This window comes from Undibacterium sp. Rencai35W (assembly GCF_049340185.1).
GTDB lineage: Bacteria > Pseudomonadota > Gammaproteobacteria > Burkholderiales > Burkholderiaceae_D > Undibacterium.
In genome coordinates this window covers 48,585-67,505 of sequence record NZ_JBMPPC010000012.1, presented here as the reverse complement: position 1 = coordinate 67,505, position 18,921 = coordinate 48,585, and the positions used below count along the sequence as shown (strand labels likewise).

18 protein-coding genes are annotated in these 18,921 nt (G+C 50.3%); 6 read left to right on the top strand and 12 right to left on the bottom strand.

Annotated elements, in window-relative coordinates; translation table 11 throughout:
• Positions 1–62 precede the first annotated feature (62 nt).
• Positions 63–860 carry a THxN family PEP-CTERM protein gene (locus ACO0K3_RS19120; RefSeq protein WP_422987383.1) on the top strand — a complete coding sequence of 266 codons (798 nt, stop codon included), beginning with the start codon at positions 63–65 and terminating at the stop codon, positions 858–860.
• Between the two features lie 166 nt (positions 861–1,026).
• Here ACO0K3_RS19120 and rng read toward each other — a convergent pair whose 3' ends face one another.
• The 8 genes from rng to ACO0K3_RS19080 all read right to left on the bottom strand — a co-directional run bounded on the left by rng (position 1,027) and on the right by ACO0K3_RS19080 (position 8,384).
• Positions 1,027–2,487 carry a ribonuclease G gene (gene rng / locus ACO0K3_RS19115; RefSeq protein ID WP_422987381.1) on the bottom strand — a complete coding sequence of 487 codons (1,461 nt, stop codon included), beginning with the start codon at positions 2,485–2,487 and terminating at the stop codon, positions 1,027–1,029.
• An 18-nt stretch (positions 2,488–2,505) separates the two neighbouring features.
• Positions 2,506–3,126: a Maf family protein gene (locus ACO0K3_RS19110; RefSeq protein WP_422987379.1), complete on the bottom strand. Its 621-nt coding sequence runs from the start codon at positions 3,124–3,126 to the stop codon at positions 2,506–2,508.
• 73 nt (positions 3,127–3,199) lie between these two features.
• Entirely contained in the window at positions 3,200–3,670 is a 471-nt protein-coding gene (gene rlmH / locus ACO0K3_RS19105) for a 23S rRNA (pseudouridine(1915)-N(3))-methyltransferase RlmH (RefSeq protein ID WP_422987377.1), read from the bottom strand.
• Positions 3,671–3,870: 200 nt separating this feature from the next.
• Complete coding sequence (rsfS, locus tag ACO0K3_RS19100; RefSeq protein ID WP_422961470.1) at positions 3,871–4,575, bottom strand: ribosome silencing factor; 705 nt, start codon at positions 4,573–4,575, stop codon at positions 3,871–3,873.
• Positions 4,575–5,345 (bottom strand): nicotinate-nucleotide adenylyltransferase, encoded by a 771-nt coding sequence (gene nadD, locus ACO0K3_RS19095; RefSeq protein ID WP_422987375.1) that lies wholly within the window; start codon positions 5,343–5,345, stop codon positions 4,575–4,577. Before nadD ends, rsfS begins: the two co-directional genes overlap by 1 nt.
• Positions 5,346–6,245 (bottom strand): oxygen-dependent coproporphyrinogen oxidase, encoded by a 900-nt coding sequence (hemF, locus tag ACO0K3_RS19090; protein WP_422987373.1) that lies wholly within the window; start codon positions 6,243–6,245, stop codon positions 5,346–5,348.
• 52 nt (positions 6,246–6,297) lie between these two features.
• On the bottom strand, positions 6,298–7,572 hold the full coding sequence (purD, locus tag ACO0K3_RS19085) for a phosphoribosylamine--glycine ligase (RefSeq protein WP_422987371.1): 1,275 nt from the start codon (positions 7,570–7,572) through the stop codon (positions 6,298–6,300).
• Between the two features lie 86 nt (positions 7,573–7,658).
• Positions 7,659–8,384 carry a YebC/PmpR family DNA-binding transcriptional regulator gene (locus tag ACO0K3_RS19080; protein WP_422987369.1) on the bottom strand — a complete coding sequence of 242 codons (726 nt, stop codon included), beginning with the start codon at positions 8,382–8,384 and terminating at the stop codon, positions 7,659–7,661.
• Positions 8,385–8,515: 131 nt separating this feature from the next.
• On the opposite strand from ACO0K3_RS19080, the gene ACO0K3_RS19075 reads away from it, so the two are divergent.
• The gene (locus tag ACO0K3_RS19075) at positions 8,516–10,174 is read left to right on the top strand and encodes a helicase HerA-like C-terminal domain-containing protein (RefSeq protein ID WP_422987367.1); all 1,659 of its coding nucleotides are present in this window, start codon (positions 8,516–8,518) and stop codon (positions 10,172–10,174) included.
• Between the two features lie 160 nt (positions 10,175–10,334).
• Here ACO0K3_RS19075 and fghA read toward each other — a convergent pair whose 3' ends face one another.
• From fghA to ACO0K3_RS19060, 3 genes are all read right to left on the bottom strand, one after another.
• A complete protein-coding gene (fghA, locus tag ACO0K3_RS19070) occupies positions 10,335–11,195 on the bottom strand; it encodes an S-formylglutathione hydrolase (RefSeq protein WP_422987365.1) in 861 nt (286 codons plus the stop codon).
• Between the two features lie 37 nt (positions 11,196–11,232).
• Positions 11,233–12,339 carry an S-(hydroxymethyl)glutathione dehydrogenase/class III alcohol dehydrogenase gene (locus tag ACO0K3_RS19065; RefSeq protein ID WP_422987363.1) on the bottom strand — a complete coding sequence of 369 codons (1,107 nt, stop codon included), beginning with the start codon at positions 12,337–12,339 and terminating at the stop codon, positions 11,233–11,235.
• A 72-nt stretch (positions 12,340–12,411) separates the two neighbouring features.
• Complete coding sequence (locus ACO0K3_RS19060; RefSeq protein WP_422987361.1) at positions 12,412–13,125, bottom strand: GAF domain-containing protein; 714 nt, start codon at positions 13,123–13,125, stop codon at positions 12,412–12,414.
• A gap of 278 nt (positions 13,126–13,403) precedes the next feature.
• On the opposite strand from ACO0K3_RS19060, the gene ACO0K3_RS19055 reads away from it, so the two are divergent.
• From ACO0K3_RS19055 to ACO0K3_RS19040, 4 genes are all read left to right on the top strand, one after another.
• Positions 13,404–14,321, top strand: a complete 918-nt coding sequence (locus ACO0K3_RS19055; RefSeq protein ID WP_422987359.1) for a DMT family transporter — start codon at positions 13,404–13,406, stop codon at positions 14,319–14,321.
• A gap of 68 nt (positions 14,322–14,389) precedes the next feature.
• Complete coding sequence (locus tag ACO0K3_RS19050; RefSeq protein WP_422987404.1) at positions 14,390–15,364, top strand: quinone oxidoreductase family protein; 975 nt, start codon at positions 14,390–14,392, stop codon at positions 15,362–15,364.
• A gap of 72 nt (positions 15,365–15,436) precedes the next feature.
• Positions 15,437–15,592, top strand: a complete 156-nt coding sequence (locus ACO0K3_RS19045; protein WP_422987357.1) for a hypothetical protein — start codon at positions 15,437–15,439, stop codon at positions 15,590–15,592.
• A 93-nt stretch (positions 15,593–15,685) separates the two neighbouring features.
• A complete protein-coding gene (locus ACO0K3_RS19040; RefSeq protein WP_422987355.1) occupies positions 15,686–17,842 on the top strand; it encodes a DUF1631 family protein in 2,157 nt (718 codons plus the stop codon).
• Between the two features lie 53 nt (positions 17,843–17,895).
• Here ACO0K3_RS19040 and ACO0K3_RS19035 read toward each other — a convergent pair whose 3' ends face one another.
• Positions 17,896–18,552: a DUF4136 domain-containing protein gene (locus ACO0K3_RS19035; RefSeq protein WP_422987353.1), complete on the bottom strand. Its 657-nt coding sequence runs from the start codon at positions 18,550–18,552 to the stop codon at positions 17,896–17,898.
• Positions 18,553–18,921 lie beyond the last annotated feature (369 nt).

Here is an 18,921-nt window from a genome sequence, read left to right as displayed (position 1 = left end):
GAATTTTGACATTGTTTGATGTGGTTTTAACGGTATGTAAAGTATGTTAAAGGAGATCAGAGATGAAAAAAATGATGATGACATTGAGCTTGCTGACTAGCTTGTTGTTGGCTGGCGTGGCTCAGGCTACTTTAGTAACGCAATGGAAATTTGATCAAAGTTCCACTTGGAATTCGGCAACTTTTTCGGCAGGTGGCGGCTCAACCTTACAAAATGCTAGTGTCATCAGTTGGGGCGGCACTCTGGATTTTCACAACAACACCGGTAACGGTACAAGCTCGCGCAGTGGCCTGGAAATTACAAACGGCAATATTCTCGGCGGCACTGTCGTAACAAACGGCCCGGCGGCTGTGACGAACACGATTACTCATTACAACAATACACTCAGCGGTGCTTATGCGACTTTAACCAACGCTGTTCTCGACACGCTGTTGACGCTGACTCCCGATTTGCCAATCTCTGGAGCTGCTTTGCCACCTGATCTAATTTCCTTTGCGATTCACTTTAAGGAGACGCCTAATCAGGCAAATTGCGGCTTTATCACGACATCGCTATGTGATGATATTTTTGTGATTGACAGCGGTGCTTTGAACAACAGTTTTGTATATGACGGCTTTACTTATTATGTCAGCGCATTTGAAACCACGAACAAATTACAACCACTTCCGGCTGCGACTTGTGCGGTGGCTGGCGCTGCTGCAGGATGTCTGGGATTTCAAACGGAGGAGGGCAAATTTACCCCGGCAACGTTTGCATTTGTGATTACTTCGACGCCGGTACAAATTCCTGAACCAGATTTGCTCGCCTTAATCGGCATCGGACTGTTAGGTTTGTTCCTGAGTCGCAAGCAGTCGAGCTAGTCGTTTGTGTTTGACAGGTTTGAGAAATACTGAAGAATTTCAGTTAGATTTTCACTAAGCTGCACAGAGTTTTAATTGAGTTTCAAACAGAATCGCGCAGTATTGATGCGGGTTGTAGAGGTTTTTTCTTCTGTAGCCCGCATCAATACTGCGTTTTTTATCCTGACTACATCAGAATGATGTCGTACTGCTCCTGATGAAACACATTCTCGACTTGCAGTGAAATCGGCTTACCAATGAAATCACCAAGCATGGCTAAATGCTGTGACTCTTCTTCAAGAAACATATCTACGACGACTTGCGACGCCATGATGCGGAATTCTCTTGGATTGAATTGCTTGGCTTCGCGCAAGAGTTCGCGCAAAATTTCGTAGCAGATGGTGCGTGCAGTTTTGACCTGACCCTTGCCGCTGCATGCCGGGCAGGGTTCACACAGGATGTGTGCTAGCGATTCCCTGGTGCGTTTGCGGGTGACTTCGACCAGGCCTAATGCAGAGAAATTAGAGATGGAGAGTTTAGTCCGGTCGCGCGACAATGCTTTATTTAACTCTGCGAGTACCGCGGCTTTATGCTCTTCGTTCTCCATATCGATAATATCGAGAATGATGATGCCGCCGAGATTGCGAAGTCGTAGTTGGCGGGCGATGGCGTGGGCTGCTTCGAGATTGGTTTTGAAGATGGTGTCATCGAAGTTTCGGCCGGCGACGAAGCTACCTGTGTTGACGTCAATGGTCGTCATGGCTTCGGTCTGATCAACGATCAGGTAGCCGCCGGATTTCAGATCGACGCGACGCCCCAGAGCGCGCTCAATTTCTTCTTCGACACCGTATAAATCGAAGAGTGGCCGTTCGCCTGTGTAATGCTGGAGTTTCGGTAATACCGATGGTGTGTACGTGGTACCGAACTCAACTAGCATCTGATAGTTTTCACGCGAATCGACCTGAATACTTGCAGTCTCTTCGTTCACAAAATCACGCAGTACTCTTTGTGCCAGATTCAGATCCTGGTAGAGCAGGGTTGTGGGCGGCTGAGTTTTTGCCATCTGGGTGATATTCGCCCATGTCCGCCTCAGATATTCGACATCGGATTTCAGATCTTCGTCAGAGGCATCTTCAGCCATGGTTCTGACGATGAACCCTCCTTTTTCATCAGGCTGCTGCAAACTGAGCACTTTGGCGCGTAGTGCTTCACGCTCGGCTTCGTTTTCGATACGCTGTGAAATGCCGATATGAGAATCTTGCGGCAGATAGACCAGCATGCGGCCCGCAATAGAAATCTGGGTAGAGAGCCGTGCGCCTTTGGTGCCGATCGGATCTTTGATAACCTGAACGGTAATCGACTGACCATCGAATAACAGTTTTTCAATCGGTGTCAGTACATTGCCGCCTTCTTGCGAACGTGCGTCCCAGATATCGGCGACATGTAAAAACGCAGCACGCTCTAAACCGATGTCAATAAATGCGGATTGCATGCCGGGCAGTACGCGTACCACTTTACCCAGATACACATTGCCAACCAGGCCGCGCGACAATGTGCGTTCGATATGAAGTTCTTGTACTGCACCTTGAAAAATCAAGGCAACCCGGGTTTCTTGCGGGGTGATGTTGATGAGGAGATTTTCGCTCATAGATCAATAAGATGCCAATTAGGGGATATGAATACCTGCTTGTCGTAACAGCTGGGTCGTCTCAAATAAGGGTAAGCCCATGATGCCAGAATAACTGCCGCTGATGTGGGAAATAAAGCGCGCAGCAGATCCCTGGATACCATAGCCACCGGCTTTATCATAAGGCTCGGCGGACAGACAATAATCTGAAATTTCCTGTTCGGATAAAGTCGCAAATAGAACCTCAGATCGCTGAGTGAGGTGCCAGCGCCCTTGCGTGCTGACGACTGCAATACTGGTCAGGACGGCGTGCTGTTGTCCTGAAAGTTGGCTTAACATCGCACGCGCCTCATTGTGATCGGCGGGCTTGCCAAGAATCTGATCATGGATAACGACAGTCGTGTCGGCAGCCAGTACAGGGCGCATCGCCAGTCTGCGATGCTGCATGATGGTCCACGCAGCTTCAGCTTTTTCCTGCGTGACGCGGCTCACATAATCGTAAGGTAGTTCGTCTGGCAATACCTGCTCGGTGACATCGGGGCCACGCGGCGCCAGATCCCGGAGTAGCAATACTTCAAAATCGATACCGATCTGGCGCAAGAGTTCGCGGCGACGCGGACTCTTGGAGGCGAGATATATTTTATTGTCGGCGATGGGCATGTTGTCTCCTCGACGTTCACAGGTCTATATGTCTACTGATGGGGCTATTGTGCGCCAGGATTTTATCCTGTGCTCAGACCCGATGATAGGGATGGTTTTGCGTAATCGAATAAGCGCGATACAGTTGCTCAGCAAGCAGCACGCGTACCATGCCGTGCGGCAGGGTCAGGCTGGAAATCCTGATCAGCATATCGGCCTTCGCCTTAAATTCAGCATCCAGTCCATCCGCGCCGCCGATAATAAATGCCACATCCCGTCCATCTTGCTGCCAGTTAGTCAATTGCTGTGACAGTGCAACACTGGTCAAGTCCTTGCCACGTTCATCCAGAGCGATGATGCGTGCATTCTTCGGTAAAACAGCCTCAATTTTGACGCGCTCCAGCCCCATCACGGTTTCGGCAGTTTTACTGCCGGAGCGCTCAACGGGCTTAATTTCTTTCAGATGAATCCGGCATTCGGGCGGCATGCGTTTGCTGTATTCATTAAAGCCGTCCTCTATCCATGCGGGCATTTTGTGACCAACGGCAGCGATGATGAGTTGCATAAAATGGTAGCTAATTAATTGAGGAAAATTTTTGGAAAAAATCAGAAAAAACAGTCGTAAAAAAGGCTTCTGTTTTACACAGAAGCCTATATTTAATCTGCCGTATCAAGTAAGCCGATCTGTTAAATAAATTTGTTCAACACGTCTGTAAATAGATCTTTTAAACGAATTTATCAACCGACTCTTGTAAGCGAATCAGATTATTCTGCAGTTTTACGACGAGTAGTCGCTTTTTTATCGGCGGCTTTTTTGGCGGAGGCAACAGCGGTTTTGGTCGCAGCAACTTTGACGCGAGTACCGCTTGGTGTTTTGGCGGTCGTTTTTTTCACGCCAGTAGCAGCGGTTGTTGCTGTTTTACGTACCGGTTTTGCTGGTGCATCAGCGCTGGCAGCTTTGGCTACGCGAGGTTTGCGCGTGGCTTTCTTCGGTTCGTCGTCCAACGTAGTCTGGCTGGCCATCATATCGTGTGTGACTTCGACAGGTGCAGCCTTGGCGCGACTTGCACGTTTTGGTTTGGCTTCTTCGTCTTCTGATGCGCTGGCTAATTTTTTCGTACCGCGTTTGGCTGCGCCGAATTTAATTTCTTTGTCGCCCCAGATTTCTTCCAGGCGGTAGTAGGCGCGGATGGCCGGTTGCATGATATGAACGACCATATCGCCCAGATCGACCAGTACCCATTCACCGGTTGTTTCACCTTCCATGCCGATGACGTCGCCGCCATTTTGTTTGACTTTGTCGCGCACTGACGCTGCCAGAGCTTTGGTTTGACGGTTTGACGTACCGGAGGCAATCGCAACGCGGTCGAACAGACTGGTCAGGTGGGTAGTGTCGTAGACGATGATGTCTTGTGCTTTTACGTCTTCCAGAGCGTCAAAGACGAGAGTTTGTAGTTGTTTGATATCCATTATTTTTCGTATATATGATGTTGTTGTATATAGTCTAGCACCTTGCGAGGCACTAGCGATGTTGTTAGCTGTCCATGCTGCAGATCGTCACGAATCTGTGTGGCTGAAATATCGACGAGGAGATCCTCTGCCAGATAGGTCCGCCCAGCGGGGGTGTTGCGAATTTGTTCCGGTGTTGCCGCTCCTTGCTTGAATTTTTGCAGCACTTGCTGCTGTGTTTGCTGCGCTACTGACATTACTGCTTGTGGCGAATTTGTCTGCTCCAGTTGGAAGCCGGGTCGTGAGGCCGCGCATAGATGCGCCAGATCAAACAAATGTTGCCATTGGTGCCAGCTAGACAGATTCTGCAACTGGTCGGCACCGATTAAAAAAACGATGGAAGTCTTGTCGCCATACTCAGCCCGCAAAGCGCGCAAGGTGTCGACGGTATAAGTGGCGCGCTGATGCCTGGCGCGCTGTATTTCTTGCTGATCTATCGTTAGTTTGCATGTGTTTAGCTCTGCAAACGCCAATTCCAGCATGGCACATCTTTGCTCCGCGCTGGCGATCAAACCCTTCTTTTGCCAGGGATTACCGGCCGGTACGACCCGTAACTCCTGAGGTTCTAATAAAGTGATAAATCGTTTTGCCAGCGCGACATGACCAAGGTGAACCGGATCAAAACTGCCACCCAGGACGACGACACAGCGCTGAGCTTGCTGAATCTGCTGATGTAGCGGATTCGTCCCGGCTATCTTATTGGTCGAGACAGAATCCGGTGACGCAGTCATTTAAACCCATTCCCTGTGCGGCAAAAATTCTTTTGCCAGCGCTGCTTCGGCACTGTTTTCTTCCGGCGACCAGTCATAACGCCATTTTACTACCGGTGGCATGGACATCAATATGGATTCGGTCCTGCCACCGGATTGCAACCCAAATAGTGTGCCACGATCGAACACCAGATTAAACTCGACATAACGACCCCGGCGGTACGCCTGGAAATCGCGCTCACGTTCACCATAGGACAAGTCTTTGCGCTTTTCAAGGATAGCGCTATAGGCGGGGGCAAATGCATCGCCGACACTTTGCATCATCGCAAAGCTGGCTGCAAAATCGAGTTCATTGAAATCATCGAAGAAAATGCCGCCAACGCCACGTGCTTCTTTGCGGTGCTTCAGATAAAAATATTCGTCACACCATTTCTTAAAGCGCGGATGCAAATCCTGGCCAAATGGGACCAGCGCATCTTTGCAGCTTTGATGGAAATGCTGTGCATCATCAACAAAGCCGTAGTAGGGTGTCAGATCCATGCCGCCACCAAACCACCATACATCGGGCTGACCCTCGGCATAGGTTGTGAAGAAACGTACATTCATATGCACGGTCGGTGCGTAGGGATTGCGCGGATGCAGCACCAGTGACACGCCCATGGCTTCCCACTTGCGACCAGCGAGTTCGGGGCGATGGGCTGCCGCTGACGGAGGCAGGTTATTCCCCATCACATGAGAAAAATTTACACCGCCGCGTTCGAATACATTGCCTTCTTCAATCACGCGCGAAATTCCGCCGCCACCTTCCGGGCGATCCCAGCTATCGATAATAAAGTCCTTACCATCGATCTTTTCCATCGTGGCGACGATCTTGGACTGTAATCCAAGCAAGTAGGCTTTTACGGCGTGTGAGTCAGTCATGCGTTCTGATTAATGTGGTGACAGTAGTAATAGTGGTGACAGTGGGGATTAATTAATGTTTCTTATTCATCGCACGCCAGCCAATATCACGACGATATTGAGCGCCATCGAAATGGATTTTTTCTACCACTTCGTAGGCATGTTTTTGTGCCAGCTTGACCGTGTCGCCCAGACCGACGACGCATAATACGCGTCCACCTGTTGCTGTCAGTGTGCCGTCTTTTAGAGCAGTACCAGCATGGAATGTCACGCAGTCCGCGGTTTCGGCCGGTATGCCAGTGATCACATCGCCTTTGCGCGGCGCATCAGGATAGCCCGCGGCGGCCATCACGACACCCATCGCTGTGCGGCGGTCCCATTCCAGTTCCACCGTATCGAGTGTGCCATCGACGGCGTGTTCCATGACATTGACGAGATCGGTTTTCAGGCGCGCCATGATAGGCTGAGTCTCAGGATCGCCCATGCGGCAATTGAATTCCAGGGTTTTTGGATTGCCCTGATCATCAATCATCAGGCCGGCGTATAGGAAACCGGTGAAGACGATGCCGTCTTTCGCCATGCCTTGTACGGTCGGAATAATAATCTCGCGCATCACGCGGGCATGTAATTGCGGTGTCACGATAGGCGCCGGGGAGTACGCTCCCATGCCGCCGGTGTTCGGACCTTCATCATGATCCAGCAAGCGTTTGTGATCCTGACTGGTTGCGAGTGGCAGAATATTTTTGCCATCTACCATGACGATAAAACTAGCTTCTTCTCCCGCCAGAAATTCTTCGATCACGACACGCGCACCTGCATCGCCGAGCTTATTGTCAGACAGCATCATATCGACGGCAGCATGTGCCTCGTCGAGTGTCATGGCAACGACGACACCTTTACCTGCGGCCAGGCCATCAGCCTTGATGACGATAGGTGCCCCTTTTTTTACGATGTAATCATGGGCGCCAGAGAGATCTGAAAACGTCTGGTATTCCGCCGTCGGAATAGCGTGGCGCTGCATGAAGGATTTGGCAAAATCCTTGGAGCTTTCGAGTTGCGCAGCTTCTTTGCTCGGGCCAAAGATTTTCAGACCGCGGGCGCGGAATACATTTACGATACCTGCTGCCAGCGGCACTTCCGGGCCTACGACGGTGAGTCCGATATGCTCTTGCTCAACAAAATCTGCCAGCGCAACGGAGTCAGTCAGCGCGATGTTTTTCAGGCGGATGTCTTGTGCAGTACCGCCATTGCCGGGAGCGACAAAAATGGTCTGTACACGTTCCGATTGCGCGAGTTTCCAGGCTAATGCGTGTTCACGGCCACCAGAGCCTACGACGAGAATTTTCATAACAGCTTTCTTTTTTCAATGACTGCGTTGCATCGAGTTGCATGAAGTTGCATTTACTACCGATGTTCTGCAACGGCACATCAGATTTAATCTTCGATGATGGCGTTGGTGAAGACTTCTTGGACGTCGTCCAGATTTTCCAGCGCATCCAATAATTTTTGCATCTTGATTGCGTCATCGCCAGTGAAGACGGTTTCTGTACCTGGCTTCATAATGACTTCAGCGACTTCCGGGATGAATCCGGCTTTTTCCAGCGCATCCTTAATGCCGGACATGTCGTAGGGTTGGCACAAGACTTCAATGCCACCTTCTTCATCGGTGACGACATCATCGGCACCGGCTTCTAAGGCAGCTTCCATCAATGCATCTTCATTCGTGCCCGGCGCAAACAACATCTGACCGCAATGCGTGAATAAAAATGCGACCGAACCCTCAGTGCCCATGTTGCCGCCGAATTTGCTGAATGCATGGCGTACTTCTGCGACGGTACGTACACGGTTGTCGGTCATGCAGTCGACGATAATCGCTGCGCCGCCGATACCGTAACCCTCGTAGCGAATCTCTTCATAGTTCGCCCCTTCCAGTGTGCCGCTACCGCGCTGTATTGCGCGGGTGACGTTTTCTTTCGGCATATTGGCGCCGGCTGCTTTATCGACTGCCAGGCGCAGACGTGGATTCGAGGCGACATCATCGCCGCCCATGCGTGCTGCAACCGTAATTTCTTTAATCAGACGCGTCCAGATTTTGCCGCGTTTTGCATCGGTGGCCGCTTTTTTATGCTTGATATTGGCCCATTTACTATGTCCTGCCATGATCGCTCTCTCTTGAATTGGCAATTGTTCACCTAAAGCCAGGCAAATTCCCCTAGCTTCGGTTCTATAATGAAGTCTGCCATTTTAACATAGTGATTTTATTCAAATCCCCCTAGAGAACGACCAAAACCATGTCAAAACCACTGCTTATTGCAAAAAATCAAGCGCAGGAACTGCATTTACTGTCAGATTGGGCGAATCGCCACGGCTGTATTACCGGGGCAACCGGTACCGGTAAGACCGTGACACTGCAAGTGATGGCGCAGGCATTCTCGGATATCGGCGTGCCGGTTTTCATGGCCGACGTAAAGGGAGATCTGTCCGGCATGGCGCATCCAGGGCAGTCTGGCCCCAAAATCCAGCAGCGTTGTGAGCAACTTGGGATCGCTGCACCGGACTGGAGGCCTTGTCCTGTCACGTTCTGGGATGTATTTGGCAAGCAAGGTCATCCCGTACGCGCAACGATTTCTGATCTCGGGCCGCTGATGTTAGGGCGCATGCTGAACCTGAATGACACTCAGGAAGGCGTATTGCAGCTCGCCTTTAAAATCGCCGATGATAACGGCTTGCTCTTACTTGATTCCAAGGATTTGCGTGCGATGTTGCAGCATCTGGGCGACAACGCGAGTGAGTTCCAGACCGAATACGGTAATATCTCTGCGGCCAGCATCGGTGCAATACAGCGCGGTCTGCTGGCGATCTCTGAGCAGGGTGGTGAGCAATTCTTTGGTGAGCCAATGCTGAATCTGGACGATATGCTGCAAACCGATGCCACCGGCAAAGGTATTGTGAATATCCTCGCCGCCGACCAGTTACTGCAATCGCCGCGTTTATATTCGACCTTCTTGCTGTGGATGCTGTCTGAGCTGTATGAGCATCTGCCTGAAGTCGGGGATCTTGATCAGCCTAAGATGGTGTTCTTCTTTGACGAAGCGCATTTACTGTTCGACGAAGCGCCCAAAGTCTTATTGCAAAAAATCGAACAAGTCGTCCGTCTGATCCGTTCTAAAGGTGTAGGTGTGTATTTTGTCACGCAAAATCCGCTCGATATTCCCGATACGGTGTTGGGACAGCTTGGCAATCGTGTGCAGCATGCTTTACGCGCCTACACGCCGCGCGATCAGAAGGCTGTGCAGGCAGCGGCAGAAACTTTCCGCCCCAATCCCGATCTTGATACGGCGCAGGTCATCAGTGAGCTGGGTGTGGGTGAGGCATTGATTTCTTTTCTGGATGAAAAAGGTCGGCCAACTATCGTCCAGCGCGGTTTTATCCTGCCACCGGCATCGCAGATCGGTGCGATTTCACCTGAAGAGCGCCAGCAAATTATGGCGACTTCGATTGTTGCAGGCGTCTACGAAAAAACGATAGATCGTGATTCTGCCTACGAAAAACTCAAAGGCAGAGTCGCCAGTACTCAATCGCAAAATCAGCCGCAAAGCGCACCAGCGACCGATCACTCTGGTGGTATCGGCGATGGCTGGGGTAATTCTGGCGGGACTACTGTATCAAGCCACACGCCCACGGAGTCAGTGCCAACGATCCCCTCGCAGCGACAAGCGCAAACGCAGGAGCAGTCTCAACAGCAATCTCAACAGCAATCTCAGGAAGAGGGCGGTATCAGCGATACGCTGAAAAGCGTATTCGGCAATTTGCTCGGTGGTAGCGGAGGCATACGTCGTCGCGATAACGTCGCAGAGACTATGGTTAAATCGGCAGTGCGAACCATCGGATCACAGGTTGGCCGTGAGATTATTCGCGGTGTGCTCGGGTCTATTTTGAAGAAAAAATAAAATGATTTCCAAGTGGCAGGATGTACCGCTATAAAATTTTCTGCACATTAATCCATGCAATCCGCAATGCTGACGCGCCTTCTGGACGTATTTGGTCCTAAAAGGCGCACCAGTATTGCGGATTCAATTTTAAAATCAAGAAAAAAACATGCCTTGGTTTTTATGCCGTATTCAAGATCGCCGCATGAAACCGTAAATGGTCCTCGATAAAACTTGTGATGAAGTAGTAGCCGTGATCGTAGCCCTCATGACGTCGCAAAGTTAGGGGCTGGTTGACTGTTGCACAGGCGACTTCGAATTCGTGAGGCAGTAATTGCTCAGCTAAAAATTTATCGCCGAGTCCCTGGTCAATCAAAATCCCGTGAGGAAAAGGCGTGCTGGTGTTTGCCATCAGGATCGATGCATCATAATCGAGCCAGGTGCTTTGATCAGCTCCCAGATAGCCGTTGAATGCCTTCTGTCCCCAGGGACATTTGGTCGGCGCTGCAATCGGTGCAAAGGCAGAGACTGAGCGGTAAATGTCCCGGTTGCGCAGTGCCAGTGTGAGGGCGCCATGGCCACCCATGGAGTGACCAAAGATCCCGATCTGGTCTGCCTGTGCCGAGAAATTTTTCAGGATTTTGTGGCGCAATTCATGCACCACATAGGAATACATGCGGTAATGTTTTTCCCATGGTGCTTGCGTCGCATCGAGATAAAAACCGGCAGCGACACCGAAATCCCAGCTATCGCTGTCGCCTGAGATACCCGCGCCGCGTGGGCTGGTATCTGGTGCGACTAACATGATGCCGAGTTCTGCCGCCAGTCTTTGCGCACCGGCTTTGATCATGAAGGTTTCTTCATTACAGGTGAGCCCCGCCAGATAGAACAAGACGGGGACTGCACGCTCTTTGGCTTGTGGTGGCTGGAACACCGAAAACCGCATCGGCAATCCGATCTCGCTAGACTCGTGACGATAAAAACCTTGCACGCCGCCGTAGCAGGCGTGCTCGCTGATTATTTCTAAAGCGGCGGCGGTCATCTTGGCTCCAGTTTTGGTTGACTTAAAATGAGTTAGCTTAGAATTCAACAACGGAGCGAATCGATTCTCCGCTCTTCATCAAGTCAAAGCCTTCGTTGATGCGTTCTAATGGCAGCTTGTGTGTAATCAGATCGTCGATGTTGAGTTTGCCTTCCATGTACCAGTCAACGATTTTTGGTACGTCAGTACGGCCGCGTGCACCGCCGAATGCAGAGCCTTTCCAGACACGACCGGTGACCAGCTGGAATGGGCGTGTACTAATTTCCTGTCCCGCTGCGGCGACTCCAATAATGATCGACTGGCCCCAGCCTTTGTGACTAGATTCCAGTGACTGACGCATCGTCGTAGTGTTGCCGATACATTCGAAGCTATAGTCTGAGCCGCCATCGGTCAGGCCGATAATCGCATCGACGACGTTACCGACTTCGGTCGGATTGACGAAGTGTGTCATACCGAATTTACGCGCCATGGCTTCACGAGCCGGATTGATATCGACACCGATAATTTTATTTGCGCCGACCATGCGCGCCGCCTGGATCACATTGAGTCCGATGCCGCCTAGACCAAATACGACCACGTTGGCACCGGCTTCGACTTTAGCCGTGAACAATACAGCGCCGACGCCGGTAGTGACGCCGCAACCGATGTAGCAGACTTTGTCGAAAGGGGCATCTTCGCGGATTTTTGCCAGAGCGATTTCTGGTACTACGATGTAATTAGAAAAGGTCGATGTCCCCATATAGTGATACAGCGGCTTGCCATCTAATGAGAAGCGGCTAGTCGCATCTGGCATCAGACCGCGACCTTGGGTGCTGCGGATTGCCTGACAGAGATTGGTTTTTTGTGAGAGGCAAAATTTGCATTCACGGCATTCCGGCGTATAGAGCGGGATCACATGATCATCTTTTTTCAAACTCTTAACACCGGGGCCGACATCGACCACGATGCCGGCACCTTCATGTCCTAGAATCGCCGGGAAAATACCTTCAGGATCAGCGCCAGACAAAGTGTAGTAATCGGTGTGGCAAATGCCGGTAGCCTTGATTTCGACTAGGACTTCACCTGCTCTTGGGCCACCTAATTCAACTTCTTCAATTGTTAGCGGTTTGCCAGCTTGCCATGCGACTGCTGCTTTGGTTTTCATGTCTGTCCTTTGTCGTGATAGGAGGTAGGGTGAACTGTAATAGGTTAGAACGGCTACAAGTTGGCTGTAATGTTAGCTGAGGATAGTAGACAAACTGGTAGCTACTGCAACGAGCAAGGCGAGCTCTGCGCCGGTAAAAATATTCTGTGTGAATGCTTCTGAATCGATAATCCCCAGCACGCGACCATCTGCTGCCAATATCGGCAAGCAAGCTTCTGCCTGCACTTTTGGATCGCAGGTGTAATACTCGCCGCCAGTCGCAAGATAGGCACTGACGTTATTGATAATCCTACCTTTGCCGCTGATGCCGACGGTGCTGTTATTACTGATGGCAGCAAATTCGGGCGTGAGCGGAAATTCGGCACGTGATGCGGCACCAAAGTAGGCCAGTTTCACCAACACAGCATTACCGTCTAACCCTGTATCTGTTTGGTCGATTTTTTGATCAATTTTTTTATAAACGCCAAACCACTGACTGCCACTATGTTGCTGATAAAACTTGACCAGCGCCGTCACCTGTTGCAGTAGTTGCAGATTGCCAGCCGTTGGTCCACCGAGGCGGGCTGCCAGGTCATACGGCGTTGCCGACAACTGATCGAACAAAGAGCATGATCCGCCTTCACCTAGTTCTGGCACCTGATATTGCCATTGGACTTGCGTGTCTTTTTCAGTTGATTCGATGAATTGCTGCAGTTGTTCTTGGTAGTTGGAAACTTGCGTCACAAAATCAGGCGGTAATTGTGCTTGATCGATGCCGCTGTGTGCCATAAAAAATGCGATTGACATTGGTCTGCCCGAGTATCTGAAGAGCACCCGAGTTTATCAGATGTCTCATATCAACGTGCTGGCAGGCTGACCGCTGAAAAATCAGAGACGCTAAAGCCCAGCATTTACCGGACGGGGTGCTGTTTGCTCAGCACAGCTTTGCGAAGGCGATATTCCCCAGCACATAGTGAGCGCGATCTTTTCTTACCTTGATTGAGTCTGCCACCAATTCATCGCTAGCTGGCAAGGCGCATTTGCCCTAAGTACGCGTAATCGCATATGCCTTTACAATATTTGGCATGACGACCTCGCTTACTCCCCAACGCAGTGCCCATGATCGACGCCAATATCTGATCGGCTTAACCATTGCCATCACTGGCGCCGTTTTATTTTCCACGAAGGCGATTGTCGCAAAACTGATCTATCGATATCACGTTGATGCGGTGACCTTGATTACATTTCGCATGCTGTTTTCATTGCCGGTATTTGCAGCAATTGCGGTCTGGCAGGCGCATAAGGGCGGCGCCCTGACGGTGGCAGATCGCTGGCGCTTAGTTGGCCTTGGTCTGATCGGCTATTACTTATCAAGCTTTCTGGATTTTTTAGGCTTGCAATACATTACGGCGGGGCTGGAGCGGCTAATTTTGTTTTTGACGCCGTCATTTGTTTTGCTCATCTCCGTATTTTTTTTAAAGCGGAAAGTCAGCCATATCGAGTGGGCGGCCCTAGGCGTATCGTATCTGGGAATCGTGCTGGTATTTTTACATGATCTGCAATTTGGCGGTGCTGATGTGATGCTGGGAGCGGCCCTGGTTCTTGGTGCGGCGATTTCTTATGCCTTATACCTGATACAGTCGGGCCAGCTAGTGGTGCGACTTGGGACTTTACGGTTGGTGTCGTATGCGATGTGTGTGTCTAGCGTTGCCTGCATCGGTCAGTTTTTTGTATTGCGTCCGGTTAGCATGCTGGTGCAGCCTTCTGCGGTATATTGGCTATCGCTGGTAAATGCGATTTTTTGTACCGTGTTACCGGTGTTTCTAACGATGATCGCAGTGCAGCGGATCGGCGCACCGACCGCGTCCCAAGCGGGCATGATAGGACCGGTATCTACCTTATTCCTCGGTGCGTTTTTTTTAAATGAACCGATCACTAGCTGGCAACTGGCGGGGACGGTATTAGTTATTGGCGGGATGTATCTGCTATCGATTAAAAAATAGCGTAAGCAGTCTATCCTTCATCCATTCTTCATTCATTTTAACCAGCGGAAGCGACCATGAGCACATCGATAAGCAAGGCAATCAGAATTCAGCAAACCGGCGGACCAGAGGTCATGGAATTTGTTGACGTGCCACTGGGCCAACCCGGTCCCGGCGAAGCACTGGTTCGACATGCCGCTTGTGGCCTGAACTTTATTGATGTGTACTTCCGTACAGGCTTGTATCCTCAGCCTCTGCCTGCCGGGTTGGGGATGGAGGCGTCGGGTGTTGTCGAGGCGGTCGGCGAGGGGGTGACTTATGTGAAGCCGGGCGACCGAGTGGCCTATGCAGGGCGTCCGAACGGCGCCTATGCCCAGGCGCGGATAATGCCGGCGGATAACCTGGTGCGACTGCCGGACAGTATCGACTTTGAGACTGCGGCAGGCATGATGTTGCAAGGCTTAACCGTGCAATACTTGTTCCACCGGACTTTTCCGCTCAAGGGCGGCGAGACGATTTTGTTCCATGCCGCGGCCGGCGGCGTCGGCCTGATTGCCAGTCAATGGGCGCGGGCGATCGGTGTCAACATGATTGGCACGGTCGGTTCCGATGAAAAGGCTGAGCTGGCAAAGGCGCACGGTTGTACGCATGTGATCAATTACAACAAAGAGAATTTTGTCGAGCGGGTCAAGGAAATCACTGAGGGCAAAGGTGTGCCGGTAGTATACGACTCCATCGGCAAAGATACATTTACCGGTTCGCTAGACTGTTTATCACCTCTGGGCATGATGGTGAGTTTTGGTAGCGCGTCCGGACCCGTTCCGGCATTTGGCTTACAAGAGCTGGCATCGCGGGGTTCCCTGTTCATTACACGCCCGAGTCTGATGAGCTACACCGCCAAACGCGCCGATCTGGAGCAAATGGCGGCGCATTTGTTCTCTATGGTAGAAAGCGGTAAAGTGAAAATTGACATACGGCAACGTTATGCCCTGAGCGATGCTGCACAGGCACATCGCGATCTGGAAGCGCGAAAAACAACAGGTTCGACTATCCTGATTCCATAACGCAATACTTCTCCACCATATTGATCCGTGTCTGTTAACATCCTGAATCTTAGATATTACTGACGAGATACGATGAGCACGCCAGAGCAACAGGAACAACATGAGCAAATCAGCAATGATTCCTCCGACGGTAGCCCGAAATTCGGGCGTTTATTGATTGTTCTTGTCTTGGCGGTCATGTTGATCGTCGTTATTACCTTTGCATCGGAAGCGATTTACTCTAATTAAAAAGACGTAAACGTATATTGCCTTCAGTCAATGATGGCTGACACGATGAAAAATCGTGGCAGTCATCATTGAAACTAGTAACGGACCCACGCGATGGACACCATTCCACTTCACAATACAACAAAAAAAAGTGAGTTCTCCAGCTCAAGCCGTTTATTAATTTTACAAAGTCTGGTGCCGGTCGCAACCAACCGAGTGTCATCCCAGCTGGAAGCATTTTCCACGCGACTAAGCGAAGCCTTGTTCAAAATCTCGGATCAGACCGTGCGCCCTGAAGAGGCGAGCACCAGCTTTCAGTCATATCAGTTACTGAAAAGAAATGGTACAAGCTTTTATCGTCTGGTCGCCGGTCAGATTAACGCGGCACTGGCAAAAGAAGTCAGTACCGTTAATACCCGCAAAAAAACGAAAAAAGATGACGAGAAGCAAGATTTTTCTCTCGTGACTTTTGAGGAAATGGAAAGTAAAGTCTTGATGCGCAATCTGTGTCAGGCTCTCGAAGTCAGTAATGCGGAGCAATTAGTTGCGCTGAATATCCGTATTGGCCATGTCCTGCGCCGCACGCCGATCAGCGTATCGCAGAATCCTTTTCGACCAGAAATATTTGTTCATGCGGTATATCAGGCGTGGATAGAATTCGATCCCACTCCCGAATCGCATCATCTGGTGTTACGCTTGATGCAACCGCAATTATTTTTACAATTGCAGCCAATTCTGACCGAAGTTAACGACGCATTGATTGCGCGGGGTATCTTGCCAGACATTACTGACTCATTCAAAAAAAATCAGCGAAAAAACGAATCTACACGTTCGGATGACATCGCTGATCGTGATCCGTATCTGCACAATAAGCTCAGGAATATATTCTCCGGTCAGCCTGTTAACGCCGAGGCGACGGGGAAGGATCATGCGCTGGCATGGACCGGCAACCAGAGCAATGCAGGTCATTACGGTGAAAAAGCCGATACCGTTACCATCGACAGGCAATTCTTTGATTACCTGACCAGCATTCAAAGGAACGACAACCTTGGATCGATTGCCGGCGGCATGAGCGCTTCGCCGCTGCGCCAGTTATCGCAGCAGGCGCCGACCGACAATCTCACCCACATTGATCAGAATACGATAGAGCTGCTGGCACGGATTTTTGATTTCGTATTCAATGATCCGAGCATTCCTGAGGATATCAAGGGTCTAATCGGTCAGCTGCAAATCCCGACGCTCAAAGTCGCCTTGATGGATAAGGATTTCTTTTTTAAAGATTCTCATCCGGCTCGTGTGTTGATTGATACGCTGGCAAAATCCAGTGTTTTGTTGAACACCGATAGCAGTAACGAAGATCCCTTATACCAGATGATCGAGGGTATTGTTGAGCGGGTTCAGCAAGAGTTTGATCAGCAAATTGATTTGTTTTCTGATGTTGTATCGGATTTGGAAAACTTCCTGAAGGAAGAAGAGCAAAAAACCGAAGAAGCGATTACCCAGCCGGTCGCAGAAGCGCTCAAACAAGAGAAGATGCGTCTGGCGCGGGAGTTCGCCGAGAATGATGTGTCTTTGCGGGTTGAGACGGGCGAAGTGGCCGGTTTTCTGGAAACCTTCCTGCAAGAACAGTGGATACGGATTCTGACGATTGCGCATAGCGTCAAGGATCAAAAGCCGAACGCCCTGGAAAACGCACTCAAAACTATGGACGACCTGATCTGGAGCCTGAAGCCGAAGAACAGCGCCGAAGAACGCAAAGAATTAGTCAGCAAATTACCCGCCATGCTGACCCTGCTGAATGCCTGGTTGAATGCGATTAAATGGGATGAGCCGGACCGGGTTATTTTCTTTTCTAAACTGGCTGAACGCCATGCCGCGATTGCACGTGCGCCATTAGAATTATCGCCGCGCCGGCAATTAGAAATCGCTGTGAACATCGCGCAACGTGCGAGCGAGCGTCGTCTTAATCGTCATGTGCAAGATCAGAACGAGCAACCGGCAGATGAATGGACGCTGATGCTGGAGACGATGGAGCGTGGTGTCTGGATTGATTTTACCCGTACCAATGGCTCTACTGCCCGCTTTAAACTCGCCTGGGTTAGTCCTAAGCGGACGCGTTATATTTTTACGAACCGTCAGGGACATGACTCGTTTTCAATTTCCAGCGAAGAGCTGGCGCATAAATTTCGTGATGGTGAAGCCGTACAGATTGTCGCGGATTCGGTGGTGGATAGGGCGTTGTTGGAGGCTTTACGGGACCCTCCGGACTAGTATGGTTAACAAAAAAGCGACTCAGATAAGTCGCTTTTTTTGCTTGAAATGTCTTATTTTTCTGCTGGCAATTCAACCTCAACCGTCGAGCCACTCACGCCCGGAAAGTGCAAGAACGCGCTATCCATCAGGTAATGCATGCTGGTATTGATCTCGGGATTCAATTGCTCCGTGCTGGCTTTGATTTCACTCAATTTTTTACCGCTCGCTTTATCCGTGATAGTCACTTCAAGCTGATGTAGATAATACCGGCGCACACTGATGTCCTGCATCAGCAGGCTATCGGTGTAATACCGTGGGTAAAAGAAAGGGCGCCGGTAAAAAACCACCCCTCGATTGAAATGCAGGCGCCAGAACGGATCATATAGCGCCAAATCCCAAGGAGAGGACAACTGGATCTCACTCAGGTTGCTGGCGTAATTCATCGTTACGGAGAGTGCTACACTGGTGGTACTGGCTGCATCTGCTGAATTTGCCTCGATCAGACCAATTTGTTTCAGCTTCTCACGTAGTAGTTGCTCATAAGCTTTAAATTCCGGGCTATTAGCTTGCTTCTCCGATTTATCAACGACGAAACTCTTATTCTTTAGTTCCGCAGGCCATTCGTGAAAAACGCTGACCCGGCTACTCACCGTCGTAGCACATCCCGTCGTGAAGAGAACGGCGCACAGGGATACAGCAGCCAGGCAGTAGTGACGTGTAATTTTCATCGCAAATCTCCTTTCGTTTTAATTTTAGATGATATAAGCCGCAGTAAGTTCGTCTCGTTACGTTTTGTCACTCGAGCTGGTCGCAAGCAAGATGAAAAAGAGAGTGACATACTTGGCAAATAGTCGAATTAGTCTGATTTTTTACCGAATTTTCTATGGTAATGCTTAAAGCAGATGAAGACTGACTGTACAGCTTGGTAAAATACTGGTCTTTGCGCTATGTTGACTACTTATGTGCATAAAACTGTTTTGACTTAGTTGTCTCTGCTTGCGGTACACCTGTATTGTCTTTGCAGGTACCTCTTGCCAGAATAATTTTGAGCTAGTCCAGCGCTCCCTTTTTCGCTTTTATTTTTACAAGGCATTCGA

Excerpts from the sequence above, each read along its gene's own strand:
- ACO0K3_RS19055 (WP_422987359.1), top strand. The coding sequence starts at position 13,404 with ATGACGACCTCGCTTACTCCCCAACGCAGTGCCCATGATCGACGCCAA.
- rng (WP_422987381.1), bottom strand. The coding sequence starts at position 2,487 with ATGAGCGAAAATCTCCTCATCAACATCACCCCGCAAGAAACCCGGGTT.
- ACO0K3_RS19060 (WP_422987361.1), bottom strand. The coding sequence starts at position 13,125 with ATGTCAATCGCATTTTTTATGGCACACAGCGGCATCGATCAAGCACAA.
- hemF (WP_422987373.1), bottom strand. The coding sequence starts at position 6,245 with ATGACTGACTCACACGCCGTAAAAGCCTACTTGCTTGGATTACAGTCC.
- purD (WP_422987371.1), bottom strand. The coding sequence starts at position 7,572 with ATGAAAATTCTCGTCGTAGGCTCTGGTGGCCGTGAACACGCATTAGCC.
- ACO0K3_RS19075 (WP_422987367.1), top strand. The coding sequence starts at position 8,516 with ATGTCAAAACCACTGCTTATTGCAAAAAATCAAGCGCAGGAACTGCAT.
- rlmH (WP_422987377.1), bottom strand. The coding sequence starts at position 3,670 with ATGCAACTCATCATCGCTGCCGTTGGTCACAAAATGCCCGCATGGATA.
- ACO0K3_RS19035 (WP_422987353.1), bottom strand. The coding sequence starts at position 18,552 with ATGAAAATTACACGTCACTACTGCCTGGCTGCTGTATCCCTGTGCGCC.
- ACO0K3_RS19040 (WP_422987355.1), top strand. The coding sequence starts at position 15,686 with ATGGACACCATTCCACTTCACAATACAACAAAAAAAAGTGAGTTCTCC.
- ACO0K3_RS19080 (WP_422987369.1), bottom strand. The coding sequence starts at position 8,384 with ATGGCAGGACATAGTAAATGGGCCAATATCAAGCATAAAAAAGCGGCC.
- ACO0K3_RS19110 (WP_422987379.1), bottom strand. The coding sequence starts at position 3,126 with ATGCCCATCGCCGACAATAAAATATATCTCGCCTCCAAGAGTCCGCGT.
- fghA (WP_422987365.1), bottom strand. The coding sequence starts at position 11,195 with ATGACCGCCGCCGCTTTAGAAATAATCAGCGAGCACGCCTGCTACGGC.
- nadD (WP_422987375.1), bottom strand. The coding sequence starts at position 5,345 with ATGACTGCGTCACCGGATTCTGTCTCGACCAATAAGATAGCCGGGACG.
- ACO0K3_RS19065 (WP_422987363.1), bottom strand. The coding sequence starts at position 12,339 with ATGAAAACCAAAGCAGCAGTCGCATGGCAAGCTGGCAAACCGCTAACA.
- rsfS (WP_422961470.1), bottom strand. The coding sequence starts at position 4,575 with ATGGATATCAAACAACTACAAACTCTCGTCTTTGACGCTCTGGAAGAC.
- ACO0K3_RS19045 (WP_422987357.1), top strand. The coding sequence starts at position 15,437 with ATGAGCACGCCAGAGCAACAGGAACAACATGAGCAAATCAGCAATGAT.
- ACO0K3_RS19120 (WP_422987383.1), top strand. The coding sequence starts at position 63 with ATGAAAAAAATGATGATGACATTGAGCTTGCTGACTAGCTTGTTGTTG.